Source organism: Sorangium sp. So ce204, from assembly GCF_051526795.1.
In the GTDB taxonomy this organism is placed as follows: Bacteria; Myxococcota_A; Polyangia; order Polyangiales; family Polyangiaceae; genus Sorangium; species Sorangium cellulosum_B.
The window spans coordinates 12,464,582-12,486,513 of record NZ_CP150317.1; the positions used below are offsets into that span (position 1 = coordinate 12,464,582).

21 protein-coding genes are annotated in these 21,932 nt (G+C 70.5%); 12 read left to right on the forward strand and 9 right to left on the reverse strand.

Annotated elements, in window-relative coordinates:
- Positions 1-723: 723 nt before the first annotated feature.
- Positions 724-2,961, forward strand: coding sequence for a glycoside hydrolase family 3 protein (locus WMF22_RS47155; RefSeq protein WP_438034013.1), 2,238 nt, complete (start codon positions 724-726; stop codon positions 2,959-2,961).
- 125 nt (positions 2,962-3,086) lie between these two features.
- Here the strand turns inward: WMF22_RS47155 and WMF22_RS47160 are convergent, their stop codons facing one another.
- The 6 genes from WMF22_RS47160 to WMF22_RS47185 all read right to left on the reverse strand — a co-directional run bounded on the left by WMF22_RS47160 (position 3,087) and on the right by WMF22_RS47185 (position 9,227).
- Complete coding sequence (locus WMF22_RS47160) at positions 3,087-4,076, reverse strand: NADPH:quinone oxidoreductase family protein (protein WP_438034014.1); 990 nt, start codon at positions 4,074-4,076, stop codon at positions 3,087-3,089.
- Positions 4,077-4,179: 103 nt separating this feature from the next.
- Positions 4,180-4,806 (reverse strand): hypothetical protein, encoded by a 627-nt coding sequence (locus WMF22_RS47165; RefSeq protein WP_438034015.1) that lies wholly within the window; start codon positions 4,804-4,806, stop codon positions 4,180-4,182.
- Positions 4,807-5,002: 196 nt separating this feature from the next.
- The gene (locus WMF22_RS47170; RefSeq protein WP_438034016.1) at positions 5,003-5,782 is read right to left on the reverse strand and encodes a hypothetical protein; all 780 of its coding nucleotides are present in this window, start codon (positions 5,780-5,782) and stop codon (positions 5,003-5,005) included.
- Between the two features lie 285 nt (positions 5,783-6,067).
- Positions 6,068-7,147 (reverse strand): ABC transporter ATP-binding protein, encoded by a 1,080-nt coding sequence (locus tag WMF22_RS47175; RefSeq protein ID WP_438034017.1) that lies wholly within the window; start codon positions 7,145-7,147, stop codon positions 6,068-6,070.
- Positions 7,144-8,526 carry an ABC transporter ATP-binding protein gene (locus tag WMF22_RS47180; protein WP_438034018.1) on the reverse strand — a complete coding sequence of 461 codons (1,383 nt, stop codon included), beginning with the start codon at positions 8,524-8,526 and terminating at the stop codon, positions 7,144-7,146. Before WMF22_RS47180 ends, WMF22_RS47175 begins: the two co-directional genes overlap by 4 nt.
- Positions 8,523-9,227 (reverse strand): DNRLRE domain-containing protein, encoded by a 705-nt coding sequence (locus WMF22_RS47185; RefSeq protein ID WP_438034019.1) that lies wholly within the window; start codon positions 9,225-9,227, stop codon positions 8,523-8,525. The genes WMF22_RS47180 and WMF22_RS47185 overlap by 4 nt, the downstream gene beginning before the upstream one ends.
- Before the next feature lie 276 nt (positions 9,228-9,503).
- On the opposite strand from WMF22_RS47185, the gene WMF22_RS47190 reads away from it, so the two are divergent.
- Positions 9,504-9,941, forward strand: coding sequence for a hypothetical protein (locus WMF22_RS47190; RefSeq protein ID WP_438034020.1), 438 nt, complete (start codon positions 9,504-9,506; stop codon positions 9,939-9,941).
- A 1,207-nt stretch (positions 9,942-11,148) separates the two neighbouring features.
- Here the strand turns inward: WMF22_RS47190 and WMF22_RS47195 are convergent.
- Positions 11,149-12,051: a LysR family transcriptional regulator gene (locus WMF22_RS47195; protein WP_437296377.1), complete on the reverse strand. Its 903-nt coding sequence runs from the start codon at positions 12,049-12,051 to the stop codon at positions 11,149-11,151.
- A 76-nt stretch (positions 12,052-12,127) separates the two neighbouring features.
- Between WMF22_RS47195 and WMF22_RS47200 the strand changes: the two genes are divergently transcribed.
- The 3 genes from WMF22_RS47200 to WMF22_RS47210 all read left to right on the forward strand — a co-directional run bounded on the left by WMF22_RS47200 (position 12,128) and on the right by WMF22_RS47210 (position 13,739).
- The gene (locus WMF22_RS47200; protein WP_438034021.1) at positions 12,128-12,988 is read left to right on the forward strand and encodes an aldo/keto reductase family oxidoreductase; all 861 of its coding nucleotides are present in this window, start codon (positions 12,128-12,130) and stop codon (positions 12,986-12,988) included.
- 74 nt (positions 12,989-13,062) lie between these two features.
- Positions 13,063-13,245, forward strand: coding sequence for a hypothetical protein (locus tag WMF22_RS47205; RefSeq protein WP_437296379.1), 183 nt, complete (start codon positions 13,063-13,065; stop codon positions 13,243-13,245).
- Positions 13,246-13,472: 227 nt separating this feature from the next.
- Entirely contained in the window at positions 13,473-13,739 is a 267-nt protein-coding gene (locus WMF22_RS47210; RefSeq protein ID WP_438034022.1) for a hypothetical protein, read from the forward strand.
- 29 nt (positions 13,740-13,768) lie between these two features.
- Here WMF22_RS47210 and WMF22_RS47215 read toward each other — a convergent pair whose 3' ends face one another.
- A complete protein-coding gene (locus tag WMF22_RS47215) occupies positions 13,769-14,002 on the reverse strand; it encodes a hypothetical protein (RefSeq protein WP_437296381.1) in 234 nt (77 codons plus the stop codon).
- A complete protein-coding gene (locus WMF22_RS47220; protein ID WP_438034023.1) occupies positions 13,999-14,970 on the reverse strand; it encodes a LysR family transcriptional regulator in 972 nt (323 codons plus the stop codon). Before WMF22_RS47220 ends, WMF22_RS47215 begins: the two co-directional genes overlap by 4 nt.
- Positions 14,971-15,048: 78 nt before the next feature.
- Between WMF22_RS47220 and WMF22_RS47225 the strand changes: the two genes are divergently transcribed.
- The 7 genes from WMF22_RS47225 (at position 15,049) to WMF22_RS47255 (ending at position 21,920) form a co-directional block, all read left to right on the forward strand.
- Positions 15,049-15,798, forward strand: a complete 750-nt coding sequence (locus tag WMF22_RS47225; protein ID WP_438034024.1) for a DUF998 domain-containing protein — start codon at positions 15,049-15,051, stop codon at positions 15,796-15,798.
- Between the two features lie 87 nt (positions 15,799-15,885).
- Positions 15,886-18,801, forward strand: coding sequence for a monovalent cation/H+ antiporter subunit A (locus WMF22_RS47230; protein ID WP_438034025.1), 2,916 nt, complete (start codon positions 15,886-15,888; stop codon positions 18,799-18,801).
- Positions 18,802-19,146 (forward strand): Na+/H+ antiporter subunit C, encoded by a 345-nt coding sequence (locus tag WMF22_RS47235; protein ID WP_012241187.1) that lies wholly within the window; start codon positions 18,802-18,804, stop codon positions 19,144-19,146.
- Entirely contained in the window at positions 19,143-20,801 is a 1,659-nt protein-coding gene (locus WMF22_RS47240; protein ID WP_438034026.1) for a monovalent cation/H+ antiporter subunit D, read from the forward strand. The genes WMF22_RS47235 and WMF22_RS47240 overlap by 4 nt, the downstream gene beginning before the upstream one ends.
- Positions 20,798-21,295: a Na+/H+ antiporter subunit E gene (locus tag WMF22_RS47245; protein ID WP_437296386.1), complete on the forward strand. Its 498-nt coding sequence runs from the start codon at positions 20,798-20,800 to the stop codon at positions 21,293-21,295. Before WMF22_RS47240 ends, WMF22_RS47245 begins: the two co-directional genes overlap by 4 nt.
- Positions 21,292-21,570, forward strand: coding sequence for a K+/H+ antiporter subunit F (locus WMF22_RS47250; protein WP_012241190.1), 279 nt, complete (start codon positions 21,292-21,294; stop codon positions 21,568-21,570). Before WMF22_RS47245 ends, WMF22_RS47250 begins: the two co-directional genes overlap by 4 nt.
- The gene (locus WMF22_RS47255) at positions 21,567-21,920 is read left to right on the forward strand and encodes a Na+/H+ antiporter subunit G (protein WP_437296388.1); all 354 of its coding nucleotides are present in this window, start codon (positions 21,567-21,569) and stop codon (positions 21,918-21,920) included. The genes WMF22_RS47250 and WMF22_RS47255 overlap by 4 nt, the downstream gene beginning before the upstream one ends.
- Positions 21,921-21,932 lie beyond the last annotated feature (12 nt).

Below are 21,932 nucleotides of genomic sequence, written 5' to 3' on the forward strand. Positions count from 1 at the left end.
TGATCGACCGCGCGAGGGGGGCTCGACGATCTGGAGCTCGCGCGCGGCGCGGCGTGGTGTCGCGGCTTCATCGTAATCCCCGAGGTGCCAGGGCTCATGATAGCTGTTCGTCGTCTTCTTCATGATGGATCGTCGAGCGCAGGCTCCCTCGACGCCGACGGAATGCAGGTAATGTCAACTGCTCTGAGCGTCTCTCGTCATCGCGCGGACGTCAGCGCTCCTCCTTGTCTTCGTCGCGCGGTCTCTCGAACGTCGGATCGGAGGTGATGTGCTCGACCCCGGTGAGCCCGCATCCATCGATGAGCCCGTCGCGTCCTCGCTCGTGCACGGGTTGTCGCGTTATGCCACGGGTGGATTACCGCGCCGCGCCATCGGGTTTGTATATTGCGGCCCGACTCGGACTATGGTTAACCGGTGGGGGCACAGGACGCACCGTGTCATCCGGCGCGCCACGAGGCACGAGGCACGAGGGAAGCCTGGCTCGGGCTCATGGCGACGGCGCGGCGGTGACGCCCGCGGGATCACGCGCTCGCGCGCTCGCGCGCTCACGCCGACGAACCCTCGGTCGCGGCGTGAGGGGGGCTTGCGTGCGGGGGGAGTCATGGATTAGAACGTTCCCTCTCTGTCTTATATTTCTTACACGTCCCGCTCGACGCTTTGCTCGACTGTCACGGTTCACCTTAAGCCCATCCTTCATCTCATCGACAAGAGAGGGGAGCACTCATGCGCCTCACACGGTATGCAACATGGATCATGGCGGCGGCTGTCGTTCTCGCGCCGGCCGCCTGCGGTGACGACACGTCCGACAACGCGACCGGCTCCGGAGCCAGCTCTGGCGCTGGTGCCGGCTCCGGAAGCGGCTCCGGCGCCGGCGCTGGCTCCGGAAGCGGCTCTGGCTCCGGAAGCGGCTCTGGCTCTGGAAGCGGCTCTGGCGCCGGCGCTGGCTCCTCCGGCAGCGGCTCCGGGACCGGAGGCGGCGGCACCGGTGGCAGCGACAGCACCGGCGGCGGCGGCAGCGGCGCCGGGGACAGCGTGGGCCTCTTGCCCTGCGACAACGGCTGGCCCGAGGTGCGGAGCGCGATCGCGCAGGATCCGGCGATCGAGGCGGCCATCACCGAGCTGCTCGGCAAGATGAAGGTGGAGGAGAAGGTCGGCCAGATGGTGCAGGCCGAGATCCAGAAGATCACGCCGGCCGAGGTGAAGCAGTACAACATCGGCTCCGTGCTGAACGGCGGCGGCTCCTGGCCGGGGAAGAACAAGAACGCGGCGGCGGCGGACTGGGTGAAGCTCGCCGACGACTTCTACAACGCCTCGGTGGACACGAGCGGTGGCCGCGTGGGCATCCCGATCATCTGGGGCATCGACGCGGTGCACGGGAACAACAATGTCCGCGGCGCCACGCTCTTCCCGCACAACATCGGCCTCGGCGCGGCCCGCGACCCCGAGCTGCTCGAGCGCATCGGCGCCGCGACGGCCAAGGAGGTCCTCGCGACCGGGCTCGACTGGACCTTCGCGCCGACGCTCGCGACCGTGCGCGACGACCGCTGGGGCCGCACGTACGAGGGCTACTCCGAGGATCCCGAGATCGTGAACGCCTATGCGGGCCGGGTCGTGCAGGGCATCCAGGGCGCGGCGAACAGCCCTGATCTCCTCGGCGCGACGCGCGTCATCGCGACGGCCAAACACTTCATCGGTGACGGCGGCACGGACAAGGGCGACGACCAGGGGAACAACCTCGCCTCCGACACCGAGCTGTGCACGATCCACGCGCAGGGCTACCTGTCTGCCATCCCGGCGGGCGCGCAGACGGTCATGGCGTCGTACAACAGCATCCGCGGCCAGAAGATGCACGGGAAGGGCGATCTGCTCACCGGGGTGCTGAAGGACAAATTCCACTTCGACGGCTTCGTCATCGGCGACTGGAACGGTCATGGGCAGGTGTCGGGCTGCACCAACTCCTCGTGCGCCGCCTCGATCAACGCCGGTGTGGACATGATCATGGTCCCGGACGACTGGAAGGCGTTCTACGAGAACACCCTCAGCCAGGTGAAGGGGGGCCAGATCTCGATGGCGCGGGTCGACGACGCCGTGACGAGGATCTTGCGGGTGAAGATGCGGGCGGGGCTGCTCGGCCCGAAGAAGACCAAGCAGGCGCCGTCGAAGCGGATGTTCGCGGGAGATCAGTCGGTGCTCGGGCAAGCGGAGCACCGGGCCCTCGCGCGCGAGGCGGTCCGGAAGTCTCTCGTCCTCCTCAAGAACGCGGGCGGGGTCCTGCCCCTCGCCCCGTCGGCCAAGGTGCTCGTCGCGGGCAAATCCGCGGACAGCATCTCGAACCAGTCCGGCGGCTGGTCGCGGACGTGGCAGGGCACCGACCTGACGAACGCCGATTTCCCCGGCGCGACGTCGATCCTCAAGGGGATCCAGGACCTGGTGTCGGCCGGCGGCGGCCAGGCGACGCTGAGCGCCGACGGCTCCGGCGCCAGTTCGGGGACCTTCGACGCGGCGATCGTGGTGATCGGCGAGACGCCTTATGCCGAGATGTACGGGGACATCCAGGTCGCGACGGACGACACCCCGCACGCGAAGACGCTGGAGCACGCGGTGTTCCACCCCGAGGATCTGCAGGTCCTCCAGGCGATCCGCACGGCCAAGCCGAATCTGCCGATCGTGACGGTCTTTCTGTCGGGCCGTCCGCTCTACGTCAACAAGGAGCTGAACCGCTCGGACGCCTTCGTGGCCGCGTGGCTCCCGGGCTCCGAGGGCGGCGGCGTGGCCGACGTGCTGTTCGGCAAGCAGCAGTTCCAGGGCAAGCTCTCGTTCTCCTGGCCTGCGACCGACTGCCAGCGGGTCAACCGCGGGGAAGACGGCGCGCTGTTCCCGTACGGCTTCGGCCTGACGACGGAGAACAAGGAGACGCCTGCGGCGCTCCCGGAGGCGTCCTCCGGCGGCGGCTGCAACTGATCCCATCCTCCGCGCCGCTGCAGCTCTCCCAGCTCTCCGCAGCGGCGGCGGCATTCGTGAGATAGGCCGAGGGACCCAGTCCGCCGCGCGGCGGGCCGGGTCTCCGTGAACAGCGCATCAGCGCGTCACGCGCCGCCGCCTCGCGCGGTCGTGAGCACCACCTTGCCCGTGGTCGCGCGGGACGCGACTGCCTTCATGGCCGCCTTCGCGTCCGCCATCGGCGGCGCGGCCGAGACGAGCGGCTTGATCGCGCCCTGGCCGTAGAGCGCGTAGAGCTCGTCTTGGGCGCTCCGCGTGAGATCGGGCCGGGCGCGGCTGTAGGTGCCCCAGTAGAGGCCGACGACCGAATAGTTCTTCACGAGCAGGTGGTTCGCGCGCGCCGCGGGGATGCGGCCGGCGGCGAAGCCGATCACCACGATGCGTCCCTCGAAGGCGACGCATTTCGTCGACTGATCGAAGACGTCCCCGCCGACGGGGTCGAAGACGATATCGGCGCCCCGGCCCGAGGTCCGCTCCTTCACGAGGGCGACGAAGTCCTCGCGCCGGTAGTCGATGGCGACGTCCGCCCCGAGGGCGCGGCAGACAGCCGTCTTCTCCTCGCCGCCGGCGGTCGCGATGACGGTCGCGCCGGCCGCCTTGGCGAGCTGGATCGCCGCGCTGCCGACGCCGCCCGCGCCGGCGTGCACGAGGACCGTGTCGCCCGGCTGGACGCCGGCGCGCCGGTGGAGCGCGAAATAGCCTGTCTGGTAGGTGATGGTCATCGCCGCGGCGTCCTCGAACGGCATCGCGTCCGGGAGCGCATAGGTGGTGCGCGGCCCCGCGATCGCGCGCGTCGCGTACCCCCCCGAGCCGGGGAGCGTCGCGGCCACGCGGGCGCCCGGCGGGAGCGACGGCTCCCGGCTCTCGACGACGACGCCGGCGACCTCGAAGCCGGGGACGAACGGCGGAGTCGGCTTGACCTGGTGCGCGCCCGCCGTGAAGAGCACGTCGGGGAAGTTGATCGCGGCGGCGGCCACCTCGATCCGGACCTCCCCCTCGGCGAGCGGGGGGTCGTCCACCTCTTCCCAGACGAGGATCTCGGGGGGACCGAAGGCGTGTCCGCGCCAGGCATGCATGCGCGCGGACCTTAGCAGAAAGCCCGGGCGGCCCGGCGGAAGCCGCCGCGGCGCCGCCTCGGCGCGCCGGGGATCCCCTGCGGGATCGCCGGCGCGCGCGAGATCAGCGGACGATCTCGATCGGCAGCTTCGCCGTCACGGAGCCCTGCTCCTGCCCGTCGAACGTCACCTCGACATCGTAGGTCCCCGGCGCGAAGAACTCGTCTTCCGGATTGTCCGTGTCCGATGGCCCGCTCCACTGCCGCCCCGACCAGGAGATCGTGTGCGTCGCCGCCGTCGCGTCGACCTGCACGGTCGCCGCGGCGTCGGGAGCACAACACCCGGTGTCGCAGAGGCAGTACTGCTGTGGATCCCCCGCCGTCGACAGCCCGGTGATCTGGTACGTGACGAACGAGCGCGGATCCGCGCTCGGCACGACGCAGTGCCCGCACCCGTCCGAGGCCGCGATCTCGATCGGAGGCACGCTCGAGTCGGTCGTGACCGTGTAGACGAACTCCGCTGGCTCGCCCCTCCAGTAGACGCAGCGGCTGGACTCGATCGATATCGTCACGCCCGGGATCGTGCCCTGGACGCCGCGCACCGCGCACGGCTCGGCCCCCGGCGGCAGCCCGCGGTCGCCTCCGCTGCTGCTGCTCTCGCCGTCGCCGCCGCTCCCGGCGCCCTCCTTGCCGCCACCGCATCCGGTCGCGCACGCGGCGGACAGCAAGGCTATCGCCAGAGCTCGAAGCATGTCGTTTGCCATTCCCTCACCTCTCCCTCCTTCGCGCCACGCCGCCTGTTTGCGGCGGCGCGCGATCGGCAGCAAGGGAGATGCTCCGCGATGCGCGCGCGGGCTCCGGAGGGACAGGCCGTGGCGCGCCACCCCGGGCCGCCGACTGTGCCAGTCTGGGCCGCGGCCTGCCTGCGGGCGTCGCGTCGGCCGTGCTTCAGGGGTAGATCTCGATCCCGAGCTTTGCCGTGACGACGCCCTGCTCCTTGCCATCGAACGTCACCTCGACTTCGTAGCTCCCCGGCGCGAAGGGGTCGCCCTCCGGATTGCTCGTGTCGGACGGCCCGGTCCACTGCCGCCCCGACCAGCGGATCGTCTGCGTCGCCGTGGTCGCGTCGACCTGCACGGTCACCGCCTCGTCGGGAGCGCAGCAGCCCACGTCGCACAGGCAGTAGAGCTGCGGCTGCGGATCAGCGCCCCACGAGAGGCCGCTGATCTTGTAGGAGACGAGCGAGAGGGGATCGCTCGTCGGTTCGACGCAGCGCCCGCAGCCGGTGGAGGCCGCGAAGTCGATCGGGGGGACGCTCGAGTCGGTCGTGACCGTGTAGATGAACTCCGCCGGCTCTCCCTGGCGGTAGTTGCAGCGGCTCGACTCGATCGAGATCTTCACGCCGGGGATCGTGCCCTCGACGTCAAGCACCGCGCACGGCCCGTCCGACGGGTCGATGCAGCCGCCGCCGCTCCCCTCGCCGCAGCCGCCGGTGCCGTCCTCGCCGCTGTCGTCGTTGCCGCCACCGCCGCTGTTGTGGCCGCCGCTGCCGCCGTCGTTGCCGCCGCTTCCGCCGGTGCCGCCCGCGCCGCCGCTGTTGCTGCTGGCGCCGCTGCCGCCGTTTCCGCCGCTTCCGCCAGCGCCGTCATTCACGCTGTCCTTGCATCCCATCAGGCACGCACTGGACAGCAGGGCTGCCGCCAGCACGCGAAGCACGTCGCTCGTCATCGCATCACCTCGTGGCTCCGCCACCGAACCTCGCGCGCGGCGGCGCGGGGCGTGCAGCAAAAGGGATGCCTCGCGCCACAAGCGCAGATCCCGCAGGAGCACCGCTGGTTCGCGACACCCCCGGATGTTCGATTGTGCCAGTTTGGGCCGTGGTGGGCTGTGAGCTGCTGCGCTCCCAGGGCGTCATTCCCGGCGAGCCAGCTATTCCGGGGCATCCCGGCGACATTTCAACGCGCGAACCAGCGGCCGGCCCGGCTCATCCCGCGACGCGCCGGCGCGCCGCCGTCACTCGATCTCGGGGTACCAGCACGCCACGCGGTGGCCGCTGCCGGGGACGAGCTCTTCGAGCGGCGGGATCTCGACGTCGCATTTGCCCTCTTCGGCCCTCCGGCAGCGAGGGTGGAACACGCAGCCGTCGGGCGGGTTGATCGCGCTCCCGGGCGCGCCCGGCAGCAGGCGGCGCGCCTTGCTCCCCCGCTCGATCGACGGCGTCGCCTCGAAGAGCGCGCGCGTGTACGGGTGGTGCCGCCGCCCGGCCACGCCCTGCGTGGGGCCGATCTCCACGATGCGGCCGAGGTACATCACCGCGACGCGGTGGCTCACGTGCTCGACGACGCGCAGGTCGTGCGAGATGAACAGCAGGCCGAGCGACAGCTCGTCCTGGAGCTCCTCCAGCAGGTTGACGATCTGCGCCTGCACCGAGAGGTCGAGCGCGCTCACGGGCTCGTCGCAGACGATGAAGTCCGGGCGCACGGCGAGGGCGCGGGCGATCGCGACCCGCTGCCGCTGCCCGCCCGAGAGCTCGTGGGGGAAGCGCTCCATCATGTCCGGCCGCAGGCCGACCTTCTGGAGCGCGCCCTCGACCATCGCGGTCTCCTCGTCGCGGCTCCTCGCGAGGTGGTGGATGACGATGCCCTCGCCGACGATCTCGCGCAGCGTCATGCGCGGGTTGAGCGAGCCGTAGGGGTCCTGGAAGACGATCTGCATCCGCCGGCGCATGGCCCGGAGCGCGCGGCTCGACAGGGCGCTCAGGTCGTGGCCGTCGAAGAGGACCCGGCCGACCGTGGGCTCGATGAGCCGGAGCACGAGGCGCCCGAGGGTGCTCTTGCCGGAGCCCGACTCGCCGACCAGGCCGAGCGTCTCGCCCCGGTCAACGTGGAAGGTCGCCTCGACGACGGCCTGCACGAACGACGGCTTCGCGAAGGCGCCGCGCTGCACCGGGTAAAACTTCGAGAGCCCCTCCGCCTGGACGAGCGGCCGCTCGCCCGGCGCGCTCTCCGCGCGCGCCGCGGCTGCAGGGTGCAGGTGCGGCGCGGCGGGCTCGTCGCGCTGCGTGGGCGGCGGGGATCCGCTGTCGCGCGTCACGAGGCGCCCTCGTTGCCCGCGCGCCCCGGGCCCGTCAGGAGGAAGCAGCGCGCCGCGTGGTGCCCCGCGCCGGGCGGGACGGCGTAGAGGTCCGGCGCCTCGGCGCGGCAGCGGTCGAACACGGCGTCGCAGCGGTCCTGGAAGCGGCAGCCGCGCGGCGGATCGCGCAGATCGGGCAGCGCGCCCGGGATGGTCGGCAGGCGGAGCGAGCGCTCGCCGCGCACGCGGTGCGGGCGGAGCCCGCGCGCGGGGATGCTCCTGAGGAGCGCGCGCGTGTACGGGTGCGAGGGCGCCGCGAGCACGTCGCGCGCCGGCCCTTGCTCGACGACGACGCCGGCGTAGAGGACGACGATCTCGTCCGCGAGCTCGCCGACGACGGCGAGGTCGTGCGCGATGAGCAGGAGGCTCATCGACGTCTCTGCCTTGAGCCGCTCGAGGAGGTCGAGGATCTGCGCCTGCGTCGTCGTGTCGAGCGCGGTGGTGGGCTCGTCGGCGATGAGCAGCGAGGGCTCCGGCGCGAGGGCCATGGCGATCATGACGCGCTGGCGCATCCCGCCGGACAGCTCGTGCGGGTAGCTGTTCGCGCGGACCTCGGGCTCGGGGAAGCCGACCTTGCGCAGGAGGTTCACGGCGTAGAGCCGGGCGTCGCCGCGGGACATCGGCCGGTGCAGCCGGATGGCCTCGGCGATCTGGGCGCTGACCGTGTACACGGGGTTCAGCGAGGTCATCGGCTCCTGGAAGATCATGCCGATCTTCCCGCCGCGCACGGCGCGCATCTCGCGCTCGCTCAGCGCGAGGAGGTCCTGGCCGTCGAGCTCGATCGAGCCGCCGTCGATGGACGCGTAGGGCGCGGGAAGCAGCCGCAGGATGCTCAGCGCGGTCACCGTCTTGCCGCAGCCCGACTCGCCGACGAGCGCCACGGTGCGCCCGCGCGGCACCGTGAACGAGACGCGGTCGAGGGCGCGCGTGACGCGGCCGTCGGCGGCGAACGACACGCGGAGGTCGCTCACCCGGAGCAGCGTGGGCGGCGGGGCCTCCTCGGGCGAGAAGGGCGGCGCGGCGCGGGGCAGCGGGAGGGGGCGCCCGCTCACCGTCGAGCGCTGGGTGACGGCGGGCTCGTCGTCGTCGAGCAGGCCGCGCGTGACGGCGCCGTGGGTGACGGCGGAGGCGCTGGGGGCGGGGAGAGCGCCCGCGGTCGGCGTGGCGGGCGCGGGAGGAGCGCTCGCGCTCGAGGCGCCGGGCGTGGCCGGGGCGCTGGGCAGGGAAGGCGCGCTGGGCACGGGCGGCCTTCTCTCGCCGAGGTCGTGGCGGATCAGGGGGAGCGGGAGCGAGTTCCGCGCGCCGAGGTCGTCGTCCTCGTCGTCCTGGCCGTTGCTCACCGTACGTACACCTCGAGGCGGGGGCCGACGCCCTGGGAGATGCCCATCGAGTAGGCGGCCCCGACGGCGTCGCTCCCCGGCGCGAGGATGGCGATGCCGTGGTCGTCCTTGCGCCGCCTGGCCCAGTCGCGCACGAGCGAGGTGACGTCGATCCGCAGCGGCGTCGCCGGTCGGGGCCGCGCGATGGCGGCGGCCTCGGGGATCGACAGCCGCGGCTGCCGGCCCCACGTCGCCGTCTCGGAGCGCCACGGCTCGAGGATGCGCGCGACCTCCAGGGTGAGCGCGCGCTCGGCGGGGGGCGCCATCGGGGCCGGCTCCAGCACGACGAAGGCGCTCGCGATGTCGGCGCCGGCGCCGAAGCTCGGCGAGAACCGGAGCAGCAGGACGACTTCACCGCCCCTGGCGCGCCCGAGCGCGACGGCGTCGGGGACGCCCGGCGTGGCCGCGGCGTCGTCGTCCTCGACGAGGAGGGCGAGGTCCTCGGGCGGGAGCAGCACGCGGCGCGCGTCGAGGGGCGCGGGGAGGGCGCTCGCGGGGCGGCAGCGCCCGGCGACGCAGTAGCCGGCGCCGCAGACGCCCGCGCCCGCGCACACGCCCGCGTCCTTCGCGGGGCCGCCGCCGCAGCCCAGGAGCGGCGGCGCCGCGACGAGCAGGGCCACGGGCACGAGGGCGGCGAGCAGACGCACAGCGGGGGCGACCATAGCAGAGGGCGGCCCGGGTAGGGCGGCCCCGGTGGCGCGGCGGGTGGTGGCGGGCGCGGCGCGCAGGGGCGCGGCGCATCCGAAGCGGGGGCGCGCGCTCGGGCGTGGAGGGCGGCGGCGCGCCCGGGAGGGGCGGTGGTGGGCGCGCGCAGGCCGCTGCCCGAACGGCGTGGTCGGCGGGGACGCGGGGAACGCGAGCGTCTCGAGAGGCGTTGCGGTCGAGAGCGTCGCGATCCCTGTTGTCGGGCCGCGGCCGCTCTGATGGGATGCCGTGTCGTGCGCGTTCGAGCCATTACCTTCCTGAGAGCGCTGTTGATCGTGGCCGCCGTGCCTGGGGCGCTCGCCGCGTGCGGAAAGAAGGCGCCGCTCGGGTCTCCGTGCCGCGCGGACGACGACTGCGGGTCCGGCCTCGCCTGCCACCGCGAGCAATGCCTGCACGAGGGGAGCGCCCGGCGTCTGCGCGACGAGGAGCAGCGCGCCTCGGGCGAGGGGGCCGCGCGCAAGGTCGGTGACCGCATCGAGGTCGAGTGGAAGGGCTCGTACAAGCCCGCCGTCATCACCAGCGTCGTCGCCCCGGGTTCCTACCGGGTCCACTTCGACGGGTACGACGCGCAGTGGGACGAGGTCGTGACGGAGGCGCGCATCAAGGGCGGCGCGCGCTCGGGCTCGGGGCAGCGGACGGCGGTGCCGGCGGCGAGCAGCTCGCCGCGCTGAGCGGCGGAAGGCGGCGCTCGGAGCGCCTGGAGCTGCGGCCGCGATGGTCGAGATCGACGGGGCGGGGGCGACTGAGCTTGCCACCGAAACCGCACCGCGACGGCGTATGCACTGACGATTAAGAATCCCGCGTAAGCGGCGGACAGGGCCGAAAGCAGATCGAGGAAGTCCTCGCTCATGGGCGGATCCGGGGAACGCGGTACGGGCACTCGTGCTTTGAACCCACGGCGTCGGACCCCAGGGGCAGCCGAACGAAGCTCGCGTCAGACGTCGACGGTCGCGTCGTGCAGAGCACGTCGTACACGACCGCCATGGATCGGTCGACGATGCTCGACTGCTTCGTCGCTAACCCGGCGATCGATGTCTCGACACACTTCGCACACGATCCGCATAGGATTTGTTGTGCGACCTAAGCGAAAGAAAGCAAGATGAGCCGCGGGACGTGCTGGTCTAACGGACCGTTGCGAGGCACACAGGTAGGATCACCCCGCCGCGCCTCGCTCGCGGCAGGACCAGAGTGTCTCTGATTCTAGCCACCGCCAACCGCCGCGGCCTCGGCCGGTCGTGAGGTCGGACGTGGACGGGTTCCAGAGCGCCGGTGCTGAGCCGATGCAGGAGAGCTTGCTGGTACAGCTATCGAACGAGCGTGCGCGGCAAGACCGGCTATTCTAGGACACCGATCACGTTGGAGTCCCGAGGAATCAACAGAAGGGAAGAGAAACCGCAAGGGGCGCGAGGGGCGCAAGGGAAGGAAAGATAATATCTCGTCTCTGGTCCCTTGCGTCCCTTGCGTCCCTTGCGTCCCTTGCGTCCCTTGCGTCCCTTGCGCCCCTTGCGGTTTCTCTCTTTCCCGCATTCCTTGCCCTTGGAGCTTGCTTTCTGGCAGCTCGACGGGGGCTCGCAGCTCATTGAATTCAGTCAAATTTCAACCCGTTTGTCGCTCTATGCGCGCGATCGAGAATCAGGTCCCGATCGTCCGCGCGGCTCGCTTCGGGCCTTCCGGCGTGTTTCACCAGGACGGGCGGCACGAGACGCGGGCAAGCTCCGAATCGGGCGTTGCGCGGAGCGCCTCGGAGCGCTCCGTGTTCTCGCGCTTCGCCTACGCTCCGTTCCTCGGCGTTCTCCTCGCGCTTTCACTCGTGGTTCGATCGACGCGATCCGGCTCGATTTTCCTGCGCGCCCCCGTCGCGGCGGGCGCGCCCGCGCGTCATTTGCTGCCCGCGCGGACGAAGTCCACGAACGCGCGAAGCGCGGCGGGCATGTGGCGGCGGCTCGGATAATAGAGAAAGGGGCCCGGGAAACGCGACCACCAGCGCTCCAGGACCGGCTTCAGGGCGCCGCTCTCGAGGTGCGGGTGCAGCCAGTCCTCGAACCAGTAGAGGAGACCGGTGCCCGCGATCGCGGCGTCCACGAGGAGGTCCGTCGCGCTCCCGAGGCTGCCGACGAGCGGGCCGGTCGGGTCGACCTTCACCACCTCGCCGTCGCGCTCGAATTCCCACGGGCACAGCGCGCCGTTCGGAAAGCGGCCGCGCAGACATGCGTGATCGAGGAGCTTGCGCGGGTGGGTCGGGCGCCCGTGCCGCTCGAGGTAGGCGCCCGACGCCGCGAGCGCCAGGCGCTGCTCGCGCTGGCCGATCGGGACCGCGATCATGTCTTTCTCGAGCGTCTCTTCGTAGCGAATGCCTGCGTCGCAGCCCGCGGCGAGGATGTCGACGAGCGTGTCGTCCGCCGTCACCTCGACGCGGATATCGGGATATGCGGCGAGGAACGGCGGCAAGATCCGCGGGAGCACGAGCCGCGCGGCGACGACGGGGACGTTCAGCCGGAGCGTGCCGGCCGGCTTTTCGCTCGAGCTCTTCACGACGTCGAGCGCCGCTGCGATCTCGGCGAGCGCAGGACCGAGCCGCTCGAGGAGACGCGCGCCTGCCTCGGTCGGCGCGACGCTGCGGGTCGTCCGATGAAGGAGCCGAACGCCGAGCTCGCCCTCCAGCCGGCGCACCGCCTCGCTCGCGCTCGACGCGCTCGTGCCGCTCGTGCGGCTCGCCTCGCGGAAGCCGCCGGCGCGCGCCACCGCGGCGAAGACCCGGACGTCGTCGAGATCCACTGCCATTGTTCGCCTTTCCGTACAGGCCGTGCTGATTCGAGGCTCTTATCATACACCCCGTCGTGGCCTACCGTCGACAGCCATGACGAATCTAGCCAAGGCCGGGACGTTCAAGATGGGCAGTCGCACAGTGAAGCGCTTCGGGTACGGAGCCATGCAGCTCGCCGGGCCGGGCGTGTTCGGACCGCCGAGAGACCGCGACGCCGCGCTCGCCGTGCTGCGCGAGGCGGTGAAGAGCGGCGTCGATCACATCGACACGAGCGACGTGTACGGGCCGCACGTCACGAATCAGATCATCCGCGAGGCGCTGCACCCGTATCCGAGGGATCTGGTGATCGCCACGAAGGTCGGCGCGAGACGCGGCCCACAGGGATCCTGGGAGCCGGCGTTCGCCGCCGAGGACATCGCGAGCGCGGTCCACGACAACCTCCGGAATCTCGGCGTCGACGTGCTCGACGTCGTGAACCTGCGCGTCCTGTTCGACGCGCAGGGACCCGCGGAAGGCTCGATCGAGGCGCCGCTCTCCGCGCTCATGAAGCTGCAGCGCGAGGGCAAGGTCCGCCACATCGGCCTCAGCAACGTGACCGCGAGGCAGGTGGAAGAGGGGCGCGCGATGACCGAGATCGTGTGCGTGCAGAACCTGTACAACCTCGCGCACCGGCAGGACGACGCGCTGATCGACGGCCTCGCCGCGGCGGGCGTCGCGTACGTGCCGTTCTTCCCGCTCGGCGGCTTCTCGCCGCTCCAGTCCTCGACGCTGTCCGACGTCGCGCGCCAGCTCGGCGCGACGCCGATGCAGGTCGCGCTTGCGTGGCTGCTGCGGCGCTCGCCGAATATCCTTCTCATTCCCGGGACGTCGAGCGTCGCGCACCTGCGCGAGAACCTCGCGGCGGCAGATCTCGAGCTGCCCGACGACGCGATGAAGGTGCTCGACCGTATCTAGATCACCGACGATGAGGCAACCCGGTCGACGCGCCGCCGCTGCCGAGGATCCCCATCCGCACCGACTCCACGGATGTGCGCGACAACTACGGGATCCAGCCGGTATCGGCGACGGCGCTCTACTCGCGCTATGACGGCGTCCTCTATGACATCGAGACGGGGGCGGCGCTCGCGACCTTCCCGGGCTTGCGAAGCGCCGTCGCCGGCGCCTTCATGGTCTATCCGTGCGGCTACGGCGTGTGCGCAGAGACCTACTGAGCCGGCGTACGGCGCCCGGTTGAGCCTCCGCCGGATTCCAGCAAGACTCGAACTCAAAAATCGACATCGGTCCGTGCCCAGACTGGCTCCGTCACGTTCTTCCCAGGGTGAAGGGGCCGGCGACAACGGCGGGCCGCTTCCGGGGCGCCGCGCTGCATGGGCCGGCCGGCTCCCCTCCATCCACACGTTGCGAGCTGCAGGGCTGGACCATGCGCAAGACTTATCTCATGGCGTCGATTTTCGTTGCGACCGCGTTGCTCGCGGCCGGCTGCAAAACGGGGACATGCGCGGATGCCGTCGAGCACGCCGAGGCTTGCGGGGTCGACGACCTCGAGCTCGATGACGACTTCGCCGGCTGCTCCGAACACGAGGCGTGTCGCGCGTCGTGCGTGCTCGACGCGCCCTGCGACGAGATCAAGGCATCTTTCGCCGGCGGCACGGACCGCAGCACGGAGGCCTGGCGCTGCTACGAGCAGTGCCCCATCTCTGATTGACGCCCATTCCACCGGGCGGCTGATGCCGGTCACCAGCCGGATTTCTCGTCCTCGCCCAGCACGCCGCCGATCAGGCCGGCCGCGCCGCCCACGGCCGCGCCGCCGGCGCCTCCGAGGAGGCCTCCGGCGAGCGCCCCCTTGGCCGCGCCTCCGGCGAGCTCGTCCTCCGGCGAGCACTCCTTCGCTTCTCCCTCCGCCGCCGGGTCCGCCTGCTTCTGCTGGCTCGTCGCTCGTGTCGGCTGATTCTTCTGCTGCTTTTTCATGATGAGCTTCGAGGCAATCCGCGTACCAGCAGCGACGGCGGGCCGCCGGAGCCGGGCGGTCTCCGTCCGGCCTGGTTCGATCCGTGCTCCGAATTCGTGATCTCGAGGAGCGACCGCACGAGCAGGTCCTTGTCGTCCATGGCGCGCCACACCGAGCGGCCAAGGACGACGACGTCGAGGTCTCGAACCCGCTTGAACACCACTCCGGCAAGGAGCGTCGACGCGGCGCTCTCGGGAAACAAGCTGAGACCTTCGCCGCTCGCCACGAGCATGAGGATCACATCGCTGCTGGCCTCTTCGTGGGCGAGCTCGAGCCGATGATCATGCGCCCGGAAGGCAGCGATGATGTCGTCCTGGAGGCGCGGGCCCTCCTTGCGCGGAGGCCAGAGAAAGCGCTCCTGCTTCAGGTCCGCGACCCTCAGCGTGCGCCGCGCCGCGAGGCGATGGCTCTTCGACATCACGACGCCGACGCGCTCGCGGTACAGCACGCGGAAGCGGAAGAGCGGGTCGTCTTCCGGCGAATGATAGCCGTACCCGACCGAGATCTTGCCGTCGCGCAGCGCGGCGACCTGCTCCTCGCTCGGCAGCGGCCGAAGGCGTACCTCGACGCGCGGGTGACGCGCGCGGAACGCCTGCACGATCCCCGGCAGCAGGAGGGCGTCGGCCAGGGCGCCGTCGAATCCGACCACGATCGTCCCGATACGCCCTTGCGCCGTCGCGCGGGCGTCCTCGACCGCGAGCGCGGCGCGAGCCAGCGTCGCACGCGCACCTTCGAGGAAGCTCCGGCCGGCGGCGGACAGCTTCACCCCGCGTCCCGAGGGCACGAAGAGCTCGACGCCGATCTCCTCTTCGAGCTGCGCGATTTGCCGGCTCAAGGGCGACTGCGAGACGTGAAGCTGCTCGGCCGCCCTTCCGAAGTGCTCCGCTTCCGCGACGGCGACGAAGTACCGCAGGTGACGTAGCTCCATGTTTCAGACCTATAGGGTCTGAAACCGTTGCGATCAATGTCCTGGTGGCCTTGAACGCGACGGCGCAGGCTGTTCAACATGCTGCGACACGAGAGAGGCCCGGCGGTTCACCCCGAGGCGAACCCGATGATGCAAGGTCGCCCCGCCGGCGCGGCGCTCGTCGCCGGGGCCGTGATCTTCTTCCTCGCCGAGCTCATCGCCGCCGCGGCGTGGACGGACCCTCCCTACAGCTACACGCATCACTACATCAGCAACCTGGGAGTGCGTGGCCCCCTCGAGGCGCTTGGCCAGTTCATGAACTCGCCGCTCGCCTGGGTCATGAACACCGGGTTCTTCCTCTTCGGGATCATGTTCTTCATCGGTGTCGCCGCGCTCGAGGGCCTGCGGAGCTGGCGCCGCTGGGCAGCGCTGATCCTGGGAGCTCTCGTGGCGCTTGGCGGCGTCCTGCTGGCGCTCAACCCCGGTTCCGGAGAGCCGCCCGACGGCGCCATCGACTATCACGGCCTGGGCGCCTTCGCGTCCATCGTCGGGGGCAACGTGCTCGTGATCTTCCTTGGACGCCAGCGCCAACAGACTGGAGTCACTCCGAAGGCCGGGAGGGCCATGGTCGCCCTCGGCGTGTTCGGGCTCGCCTCGATGGTGGCCTTCCTCGCGGTCGCCAGCTCGGGGGCCAATGTCCTCATCGGCCTCGTCGAGCGCTGCGCTGTCTATCCCATCCTGGTCGGCTTCCTCTGTGCGGGGACGTCGATCTGGACTCGCAGGACCGCTCATGCAGCTTCGCGACCTCTGCCTTCGAGCGCGGTGTCGCGCAGGGCGAGCTCTACCTGACCGACATCGTCGCGCAGGCCGCAAGCGCCGCGATCCCTCCCGTCTTTTGGCTGAAAACGGCGCGGCCGGCAAGTACACTCGCGCGCCATGCCTGTGGTCGCCCTGCTCCTCTTGCCATTTCTCGGGAGCGTGCTCACCGCGCTCCTGCCGACGCGGGCACGGTCCGAGCTTGCGGCTTGCGCAGGGCTCGTGTCGGCCGGCGCGGCGGCCTGGGTCATCAGCCTGTTTCCGCGGGTGCGTGACGGGGGCGTGATCCGCGAGACGATCTCGTGGGTGCCTTCACTCGGTCTCGATCTGGTCCTCCGGATCGACGGGTTCGCGTGGATGTTCGCCGTGCTCATCACCGTCATCGGCGCCCTCGTCTGTCTGTACGCGCGCTACTACATGTCCCCCGAGGATCCGGTGGCGCGCCTGTACGCGCTCTTCCTCGCGTTCATGGGCGCGATGCTGGGCGTCGTTGTCTCGGGCAACCTCGTTCAGCTCGTCCTCTTCTGGGAGCTCACGAGCCTCGTTTCGTTCCTGCTCATCGGCTACTGGCATCACCGGGTGGACGCGCAGCGGGGCGCGCGCATGGCGCTCACCGTGACCGGCGCGGGCGGGCTCGCGCTCCTCGGAGGCGTGATCCTCCTCGGCCACATCGTCGGCAGCTACGAGCTCGATGTGGCCCTCGCCTCGGGCGCCCTCATTCGGGCACACCCGCTTTACCCGGTCGCGCTCGTCCTCATCTTGCTCGGCGCGCTCACCAAGAGCGCTCAATTCCCGTTTCACTTCTGGCTGCCGCGGGCGATGGCCGCGCCGACGCCGGTGTCCGCCTACCTGCACTCGGCGACCATGGTGAAGGCGGGCGTATTCCTGCTCGCGCGGCTCTGGCCGGCGCTCTCGGGGACCGAGCTGTGGTTCTGGATCGTCAGCGGCGCGGGCATGACGACGCTCCTGCTGGGCGCGTATATCGCGATGTTCCAGAACGATCTGAAGCGCGTGCTCGCCTACTCGACCGTCAGCCACCTCGGCCTCATCACGCTCCTCTTCGGGCTCAACAGCGCGCTCGCCGCCGTCGCCGGCGTGTTCCACATCATGAACCACGCGACGTTCAAGGCCTCGCTGTTCATGGCCGCGGGCGTCGTCGACCACGAGACCGGGACACGCGACATCCGACGCTTGAATGGCCTGATTCGCGCCATGCCTCGCACCGGCGCGCTGGCGCTCGTGGCGAGCGGCGCGATGGCCGGCGTACCGCTGCTCAACGGCTTTCTGTCGAAGGAGATGTTCTTCGCCGAGACGGTGTTCTTGTCCGCGCACCCGTCGGTGGAAGTGGGGCTCCCGGCGCTGGCGACGCTCGCGGCGGTCTTTGCGGTCGTGTACTCGCTGCGCTTTGGCTACGACATCTTCTTCGGCCCGCCGTCGACCGATCTCCCTCGCCAGCCGGAGGAAGCCCCGCGGTGGATGCGGACACCGATCGAGCTCCTGGTGCTCAGCTGCCTCATCGTCGGCGTCGCGCCGACGATCTCCATCGGGCCATCGCTCGCGGCGGCCGCCCGCCCCGTGGTCGGCGGGACGCTGCCGGACTACAGCCTCGCCATCTGGCACGGCTTCAACCAGCCTTTCGTCATGAGCCTCGTCGCCATCTCGGGCGGCGTCGTCGGGTACCTCTGGCTGCGCAAGCATCAGGAGCAGGGGCGGCTCCAGGATACGCCCTTCATCGAGCGGTTCAACGGAAGGCGGCTGTTCGAGGGCGCGCTGCTCGGGCTCACGCGCCTCTCGCGGAGGGCGCTCGGGCTCGTCGGAACTCGACGACTTCAGACGCAGATGTTCGCGATCATCGCGGTCGCGCTCCTCCTCGCGCTCCTCGCGGGGCACGGCGTCCCGCTGGAGTGGGGCGACCGGGACAGGCTCCCCGCGTCGCCTGCGTTCGTGATCTTGTGGGGCATCGGCGCGGTCTGCGCGGTCGGCGCCGCCGTGATGGCAAAGTTCCACAGGCTGATCGCGATCACGTTGATGGGCGGCGCGGGCCTCGTCACCTGCCTGACGTTCATGTGGTTCTCGGCGCCGGACCTCGCCCTCACGCAGGTCGTCGTGGAGGTCGTCACCACCATCCTGTTCCTGCTCGGGCTGCGCTGGTTGCCGATGCGCATCGAAGGAATTTCGAGGCCTGTCACGGCCCGCGACAGGGCGCGGCGCGCGCGCGATCTGCTGCTCGCGATCGGCGCCGGCAGCGGTCTCGCCGCGCTCTCCTATGCGATGCTGACCCGGCCGGCGCCGCACAGCATCTCACCGTTCTTCCTCAGCCGCGCGCTGCCGGAGGGAGGAGGCGCCAACGTCGTCAACGTCATGCTCGTCGACTTTCGCGCCTTCGACACGCTCGGCGAGATCACGGTCCTCGGCGCGGTCGCGCTCACGGTCTACGCCCTCCTGCGCCGCTTTCGACCGCCGCCGGAGAGCGTCGAGCAGCCCCAGCAACAGAGGGCTTTGCCGGCCGACATCGTCACCGACCTCATGAAGCCGCGCACGGCCGAGGACGCCGAGCGCGGATACATGATGGTGCCGGCGGTCATCGCGCGCGTGCTCCTGCCGGTCTCCGTCCTCGTCGCGGCGCACTTCCTTCTTCGTGGGCACAACGAGCCAGGCGGCGGCTTCGTGGCCGGCCTCGTCGTCGCGATAGCGATGCTCATGCAGTACATGGTCTCGGGGGCGCTCTGGCTGGAGGCGCGCGCGCGCCTCCGTCCGGCGCGCTGGATCGCCGCTGGACTGCTGCTCGGGGCGACGACGGGCCTCGGCGCGCTCGCCGTCGGCTATCCCTTCCTGACGACGCACACGGCCCATGTCAGGCTGCCGCTGGTCGGCGAAGTCCACCTGCCGAGCGCCACCTTCTTCGACCTCGGCGTGTTCGCGGCCGTCGTGGGAGCGACGCTCCTCACCCTCACGGCGCTCGCGCACCAGTCGCTGCGCGCGCACCGGCGATCGACGCAGGGGCCAGCGCCGTCGACGAGAAAGGGCACGAGCTAGATGGAAGCTTTGCTCGCGCTCGTCATCGGCGTGCTCGGCGGAGCCGGGGTCTGGCTCGTGCTGCGTCCGCGGACCTTCCAGGTGATCATGGGGCTCACGTTGCTCTCGTACGCGGTGAACCTCTTCATCTTCAGCATGGGGAGCATCTTCATCGACAAGCCGCCGATCGTGCGACCTGGAGCGCCGGCCGATCTCCAGCACTACACGGATCCGATGCCGCAGTCCCTCGTGCTCACGGCCATCGTGATCGGCTTCGCGACCACGGCGCTCTTCCTCGTCGTGCTCCTCGCCTCGCGCGGCCTCAGCGGCACCGACCACGTGGATGGAACGAGGGAGGAGCCATGACCGAGCGCTTCCCGCACCTCATCGTCGCGCCCGTCGTGCTGCCGCTGATGACGGCGGCCCTGCTGCTCCTGCTCGGTGAGAAGCGCAAGCGCGCCAAATCCATCGTCAACATCAGCGCGGCCCTGGCAGGCCTCCTCGTGGCGCTCCAGATCCTGCGCGGCGCCGACGCCGGCGGCTCGTCCGGCGCCGCCGGTGTGTATCTCATGTCGAACTGGGAGGCGCCTTTCGGGATCGTGCTCGTCGCGGACCGGCTCTCGGCGCTCATGCTGGTGCTGGTCGGCGTGGTGAGCCTCTGCGCCGCCCTCTACGCCGAGGCCGCGTGGGGCCGCGCGGGCGCGTACTTCCATGCGCTCTTCCAGGTTCAATTGATGGGGCTCAACGGCGCCTTTCTCACGGGGGACCTCTTCAACCTCTTCGTGTTCTTCGAGGTGATGCTCGCGGCGTCGTATGGCCTGCATCTTCATGGGTCGGGGTGGCCGCGGGTGCGCTCGGGGCTCCACTACATCGCTGTGAACCTGCTCGCGTCGTCGCTCTTCCTCGTCGGCCTCGCGGTGCTCTACGGCGTCATGGGCACGCTCTCCATGGCCGACATCGCCGAGAAGCTCGCGCTCGTCCCGGCGCGCGATCGCGGGCTCTTGCATGCAGGCGCGGCGGTCCTCGCCGTGGCGTTCCTCATCAAGGCGGCGATCTGGCCGCTCAACTCCTGGCTGGTGCCGGCGTACGCGGCCACGAGCGCGCCTGTCGCGGCGCTCTTCGCGCTGATGACCAAGGTGGGCATCTACGCGCTCGTGCGCACGTGGACGCTGTTCTTCTCCGCGGGCGCTTCAGCGCAGTTCGGGGGGACGGTCCTGCTCTACGCAGGGCTCGCGACGATCGCCTTCGGCGCGATCGGCCTCATGGCGTCCATGTCCCTCGGGCGCATCGCGGGCTTCTCGGTGATCGTGTCGTCGGGGACGCTCCTCGCGGCGCTCGGGACGGGGACCCCCGCGGTGACGTCGGCGGCGCTGTTCTACATGCTGAGCGCCACGCTGGCGGTGAGCGCGCTCTTTCTGCTCGTCGAGCTGGTGGAGCGCGTCGGCTCCGATGGACAGCGGCGGGTGCCGGACCTCGACGTGGAGCCGGGCGAGGACACCAACCTCGATGAAGAGGAGGCGCCGCTCGTCGGCCAGGCGTTTCCGGTGTCCATCGCGTTGCTCGGCCTGGCGTTCATGGTCTGCGCGCTGCTCGTCGCGGGGCTGCCGCCGCTCTCGGGGTTCGTCGCGAAGACCTCGCTGCTGACCGCCCTCCTGTCGCCCCGAGCGGACGGCCACGCGAGCGCCGGCGCCCCCGTCTCGTCCGCCGCGTGGATCCTCTTTGGGCTGCTGCTCCTCTCGGGGCTCGCGGCCACCATCTCCCTCGCGAGGGCGGGCATTCGACACTTCTGGTTGACGGGTGGACGGCTCCCGCCCCGCTTGAAGGTCGTCGAGGCCGCCTCCGTCCTCGGCCTCCTTCTCTGCTGCATCCTGCTCACGCTGTACGCTGAGCCGGTCATGCGCGCCACGCGCGCCACAGCCGCGGGACTGCACGCGCCGAAGGCGTACATCGAGGCCGTCTTGTCGGCGAGGCCTCGCCCGGGGCCGACGCGTCCCGTGATCGAAGAGGAGGGGGCACCGTGACCTTCCTCAAGAAGATCGTGCCCGCGCCGCTGCTGTCCGCCGCGCTGTTCGCGTTGTGGCTGGCGCTCGAGCGCTCCACGAGCGCGGGCCAGATCGTCCTCGGGCTGGGGCTCGCGCTGGCGGTGCCGCTCCTCACCTCGACCCTGCGGCTCACGAATGTCCGGGCGCGGCGACCGCTGGTCGTCGTGCGCTTCATCCTGAGGGTCGGCTACGACGTCTTGCTCTCGAATTTCGAGGTCGCCTGGGGCGTGGTCACATGGCAATGGCGGCGACCGCGGTCGAGGTTCGTGATCGTGCCCCTCGACCTGCGTGACCCCGTCGGGCTGGCCGCGTTATCCATGGTGACGACCGTGGTTCCTGGCACCGTGTGGTCGGAGCTCGCGCTCGATCGGCACGCGCTCTTGCTGCACGTGTGGGATGTCGGTGATGAAGGCGCCTTCGTCGCCCGCTTCAAGGCTCGCTACGAGGAGCCTCTCAGGGAGATCTTCGAATGAGCGCACTCCTGTCTGGCGCGATTGCCTTCGCGCTCGGCTGCTACGCCGTCGCGTCGGTCCTGGTGGTCATCCGGTTGATCCGGGGGCCGCGGGCGCAGGATCGCGTGTTCGCGCTCGACCTGCTCTACTTCCACGCGATGCTGGTCATGCTGGTGCTCGGCATTCGTCACCGGAGCGACACGTACTTCGACGCCGCGTTGCTGATCGCGCTCTTCAGCTTCGTGAGCTCGTCCGCGATGGCGAAGTTCATCCTGCGCGGTGAGGTGATTGAATGAACCAGCTTCCCCTCTGGGTCGAGGCGGCGGTCGCTGCGCTGCTCGTGCTGAGCGGCCTGTTCGTGGTCATCTCCGCGTTCGGGTTCCTGCGCCTGCCAGACTTCTTCCTGCGCATGCATCCCCCCGCGCTGGCGTACACCTTCGGCAGCTGGTGCGTGACGCTGGCGGGCATCCTCTACTCCTCGACGATCGAGTCCCGGCCCGTGCTGCACCCGTGGCTCATCGTCATCATGCTCTCCATCACGGTCCCTGTGACCACGCTGCTCCTGGCACGAGTGGCGCTGTTCCGCCGCCGCGCCGCGGGAGCCGCCGACGCTCCGCCTCCGCTCGCTCCACGCCGCGACCCCTGAGGGCGGTTCAGC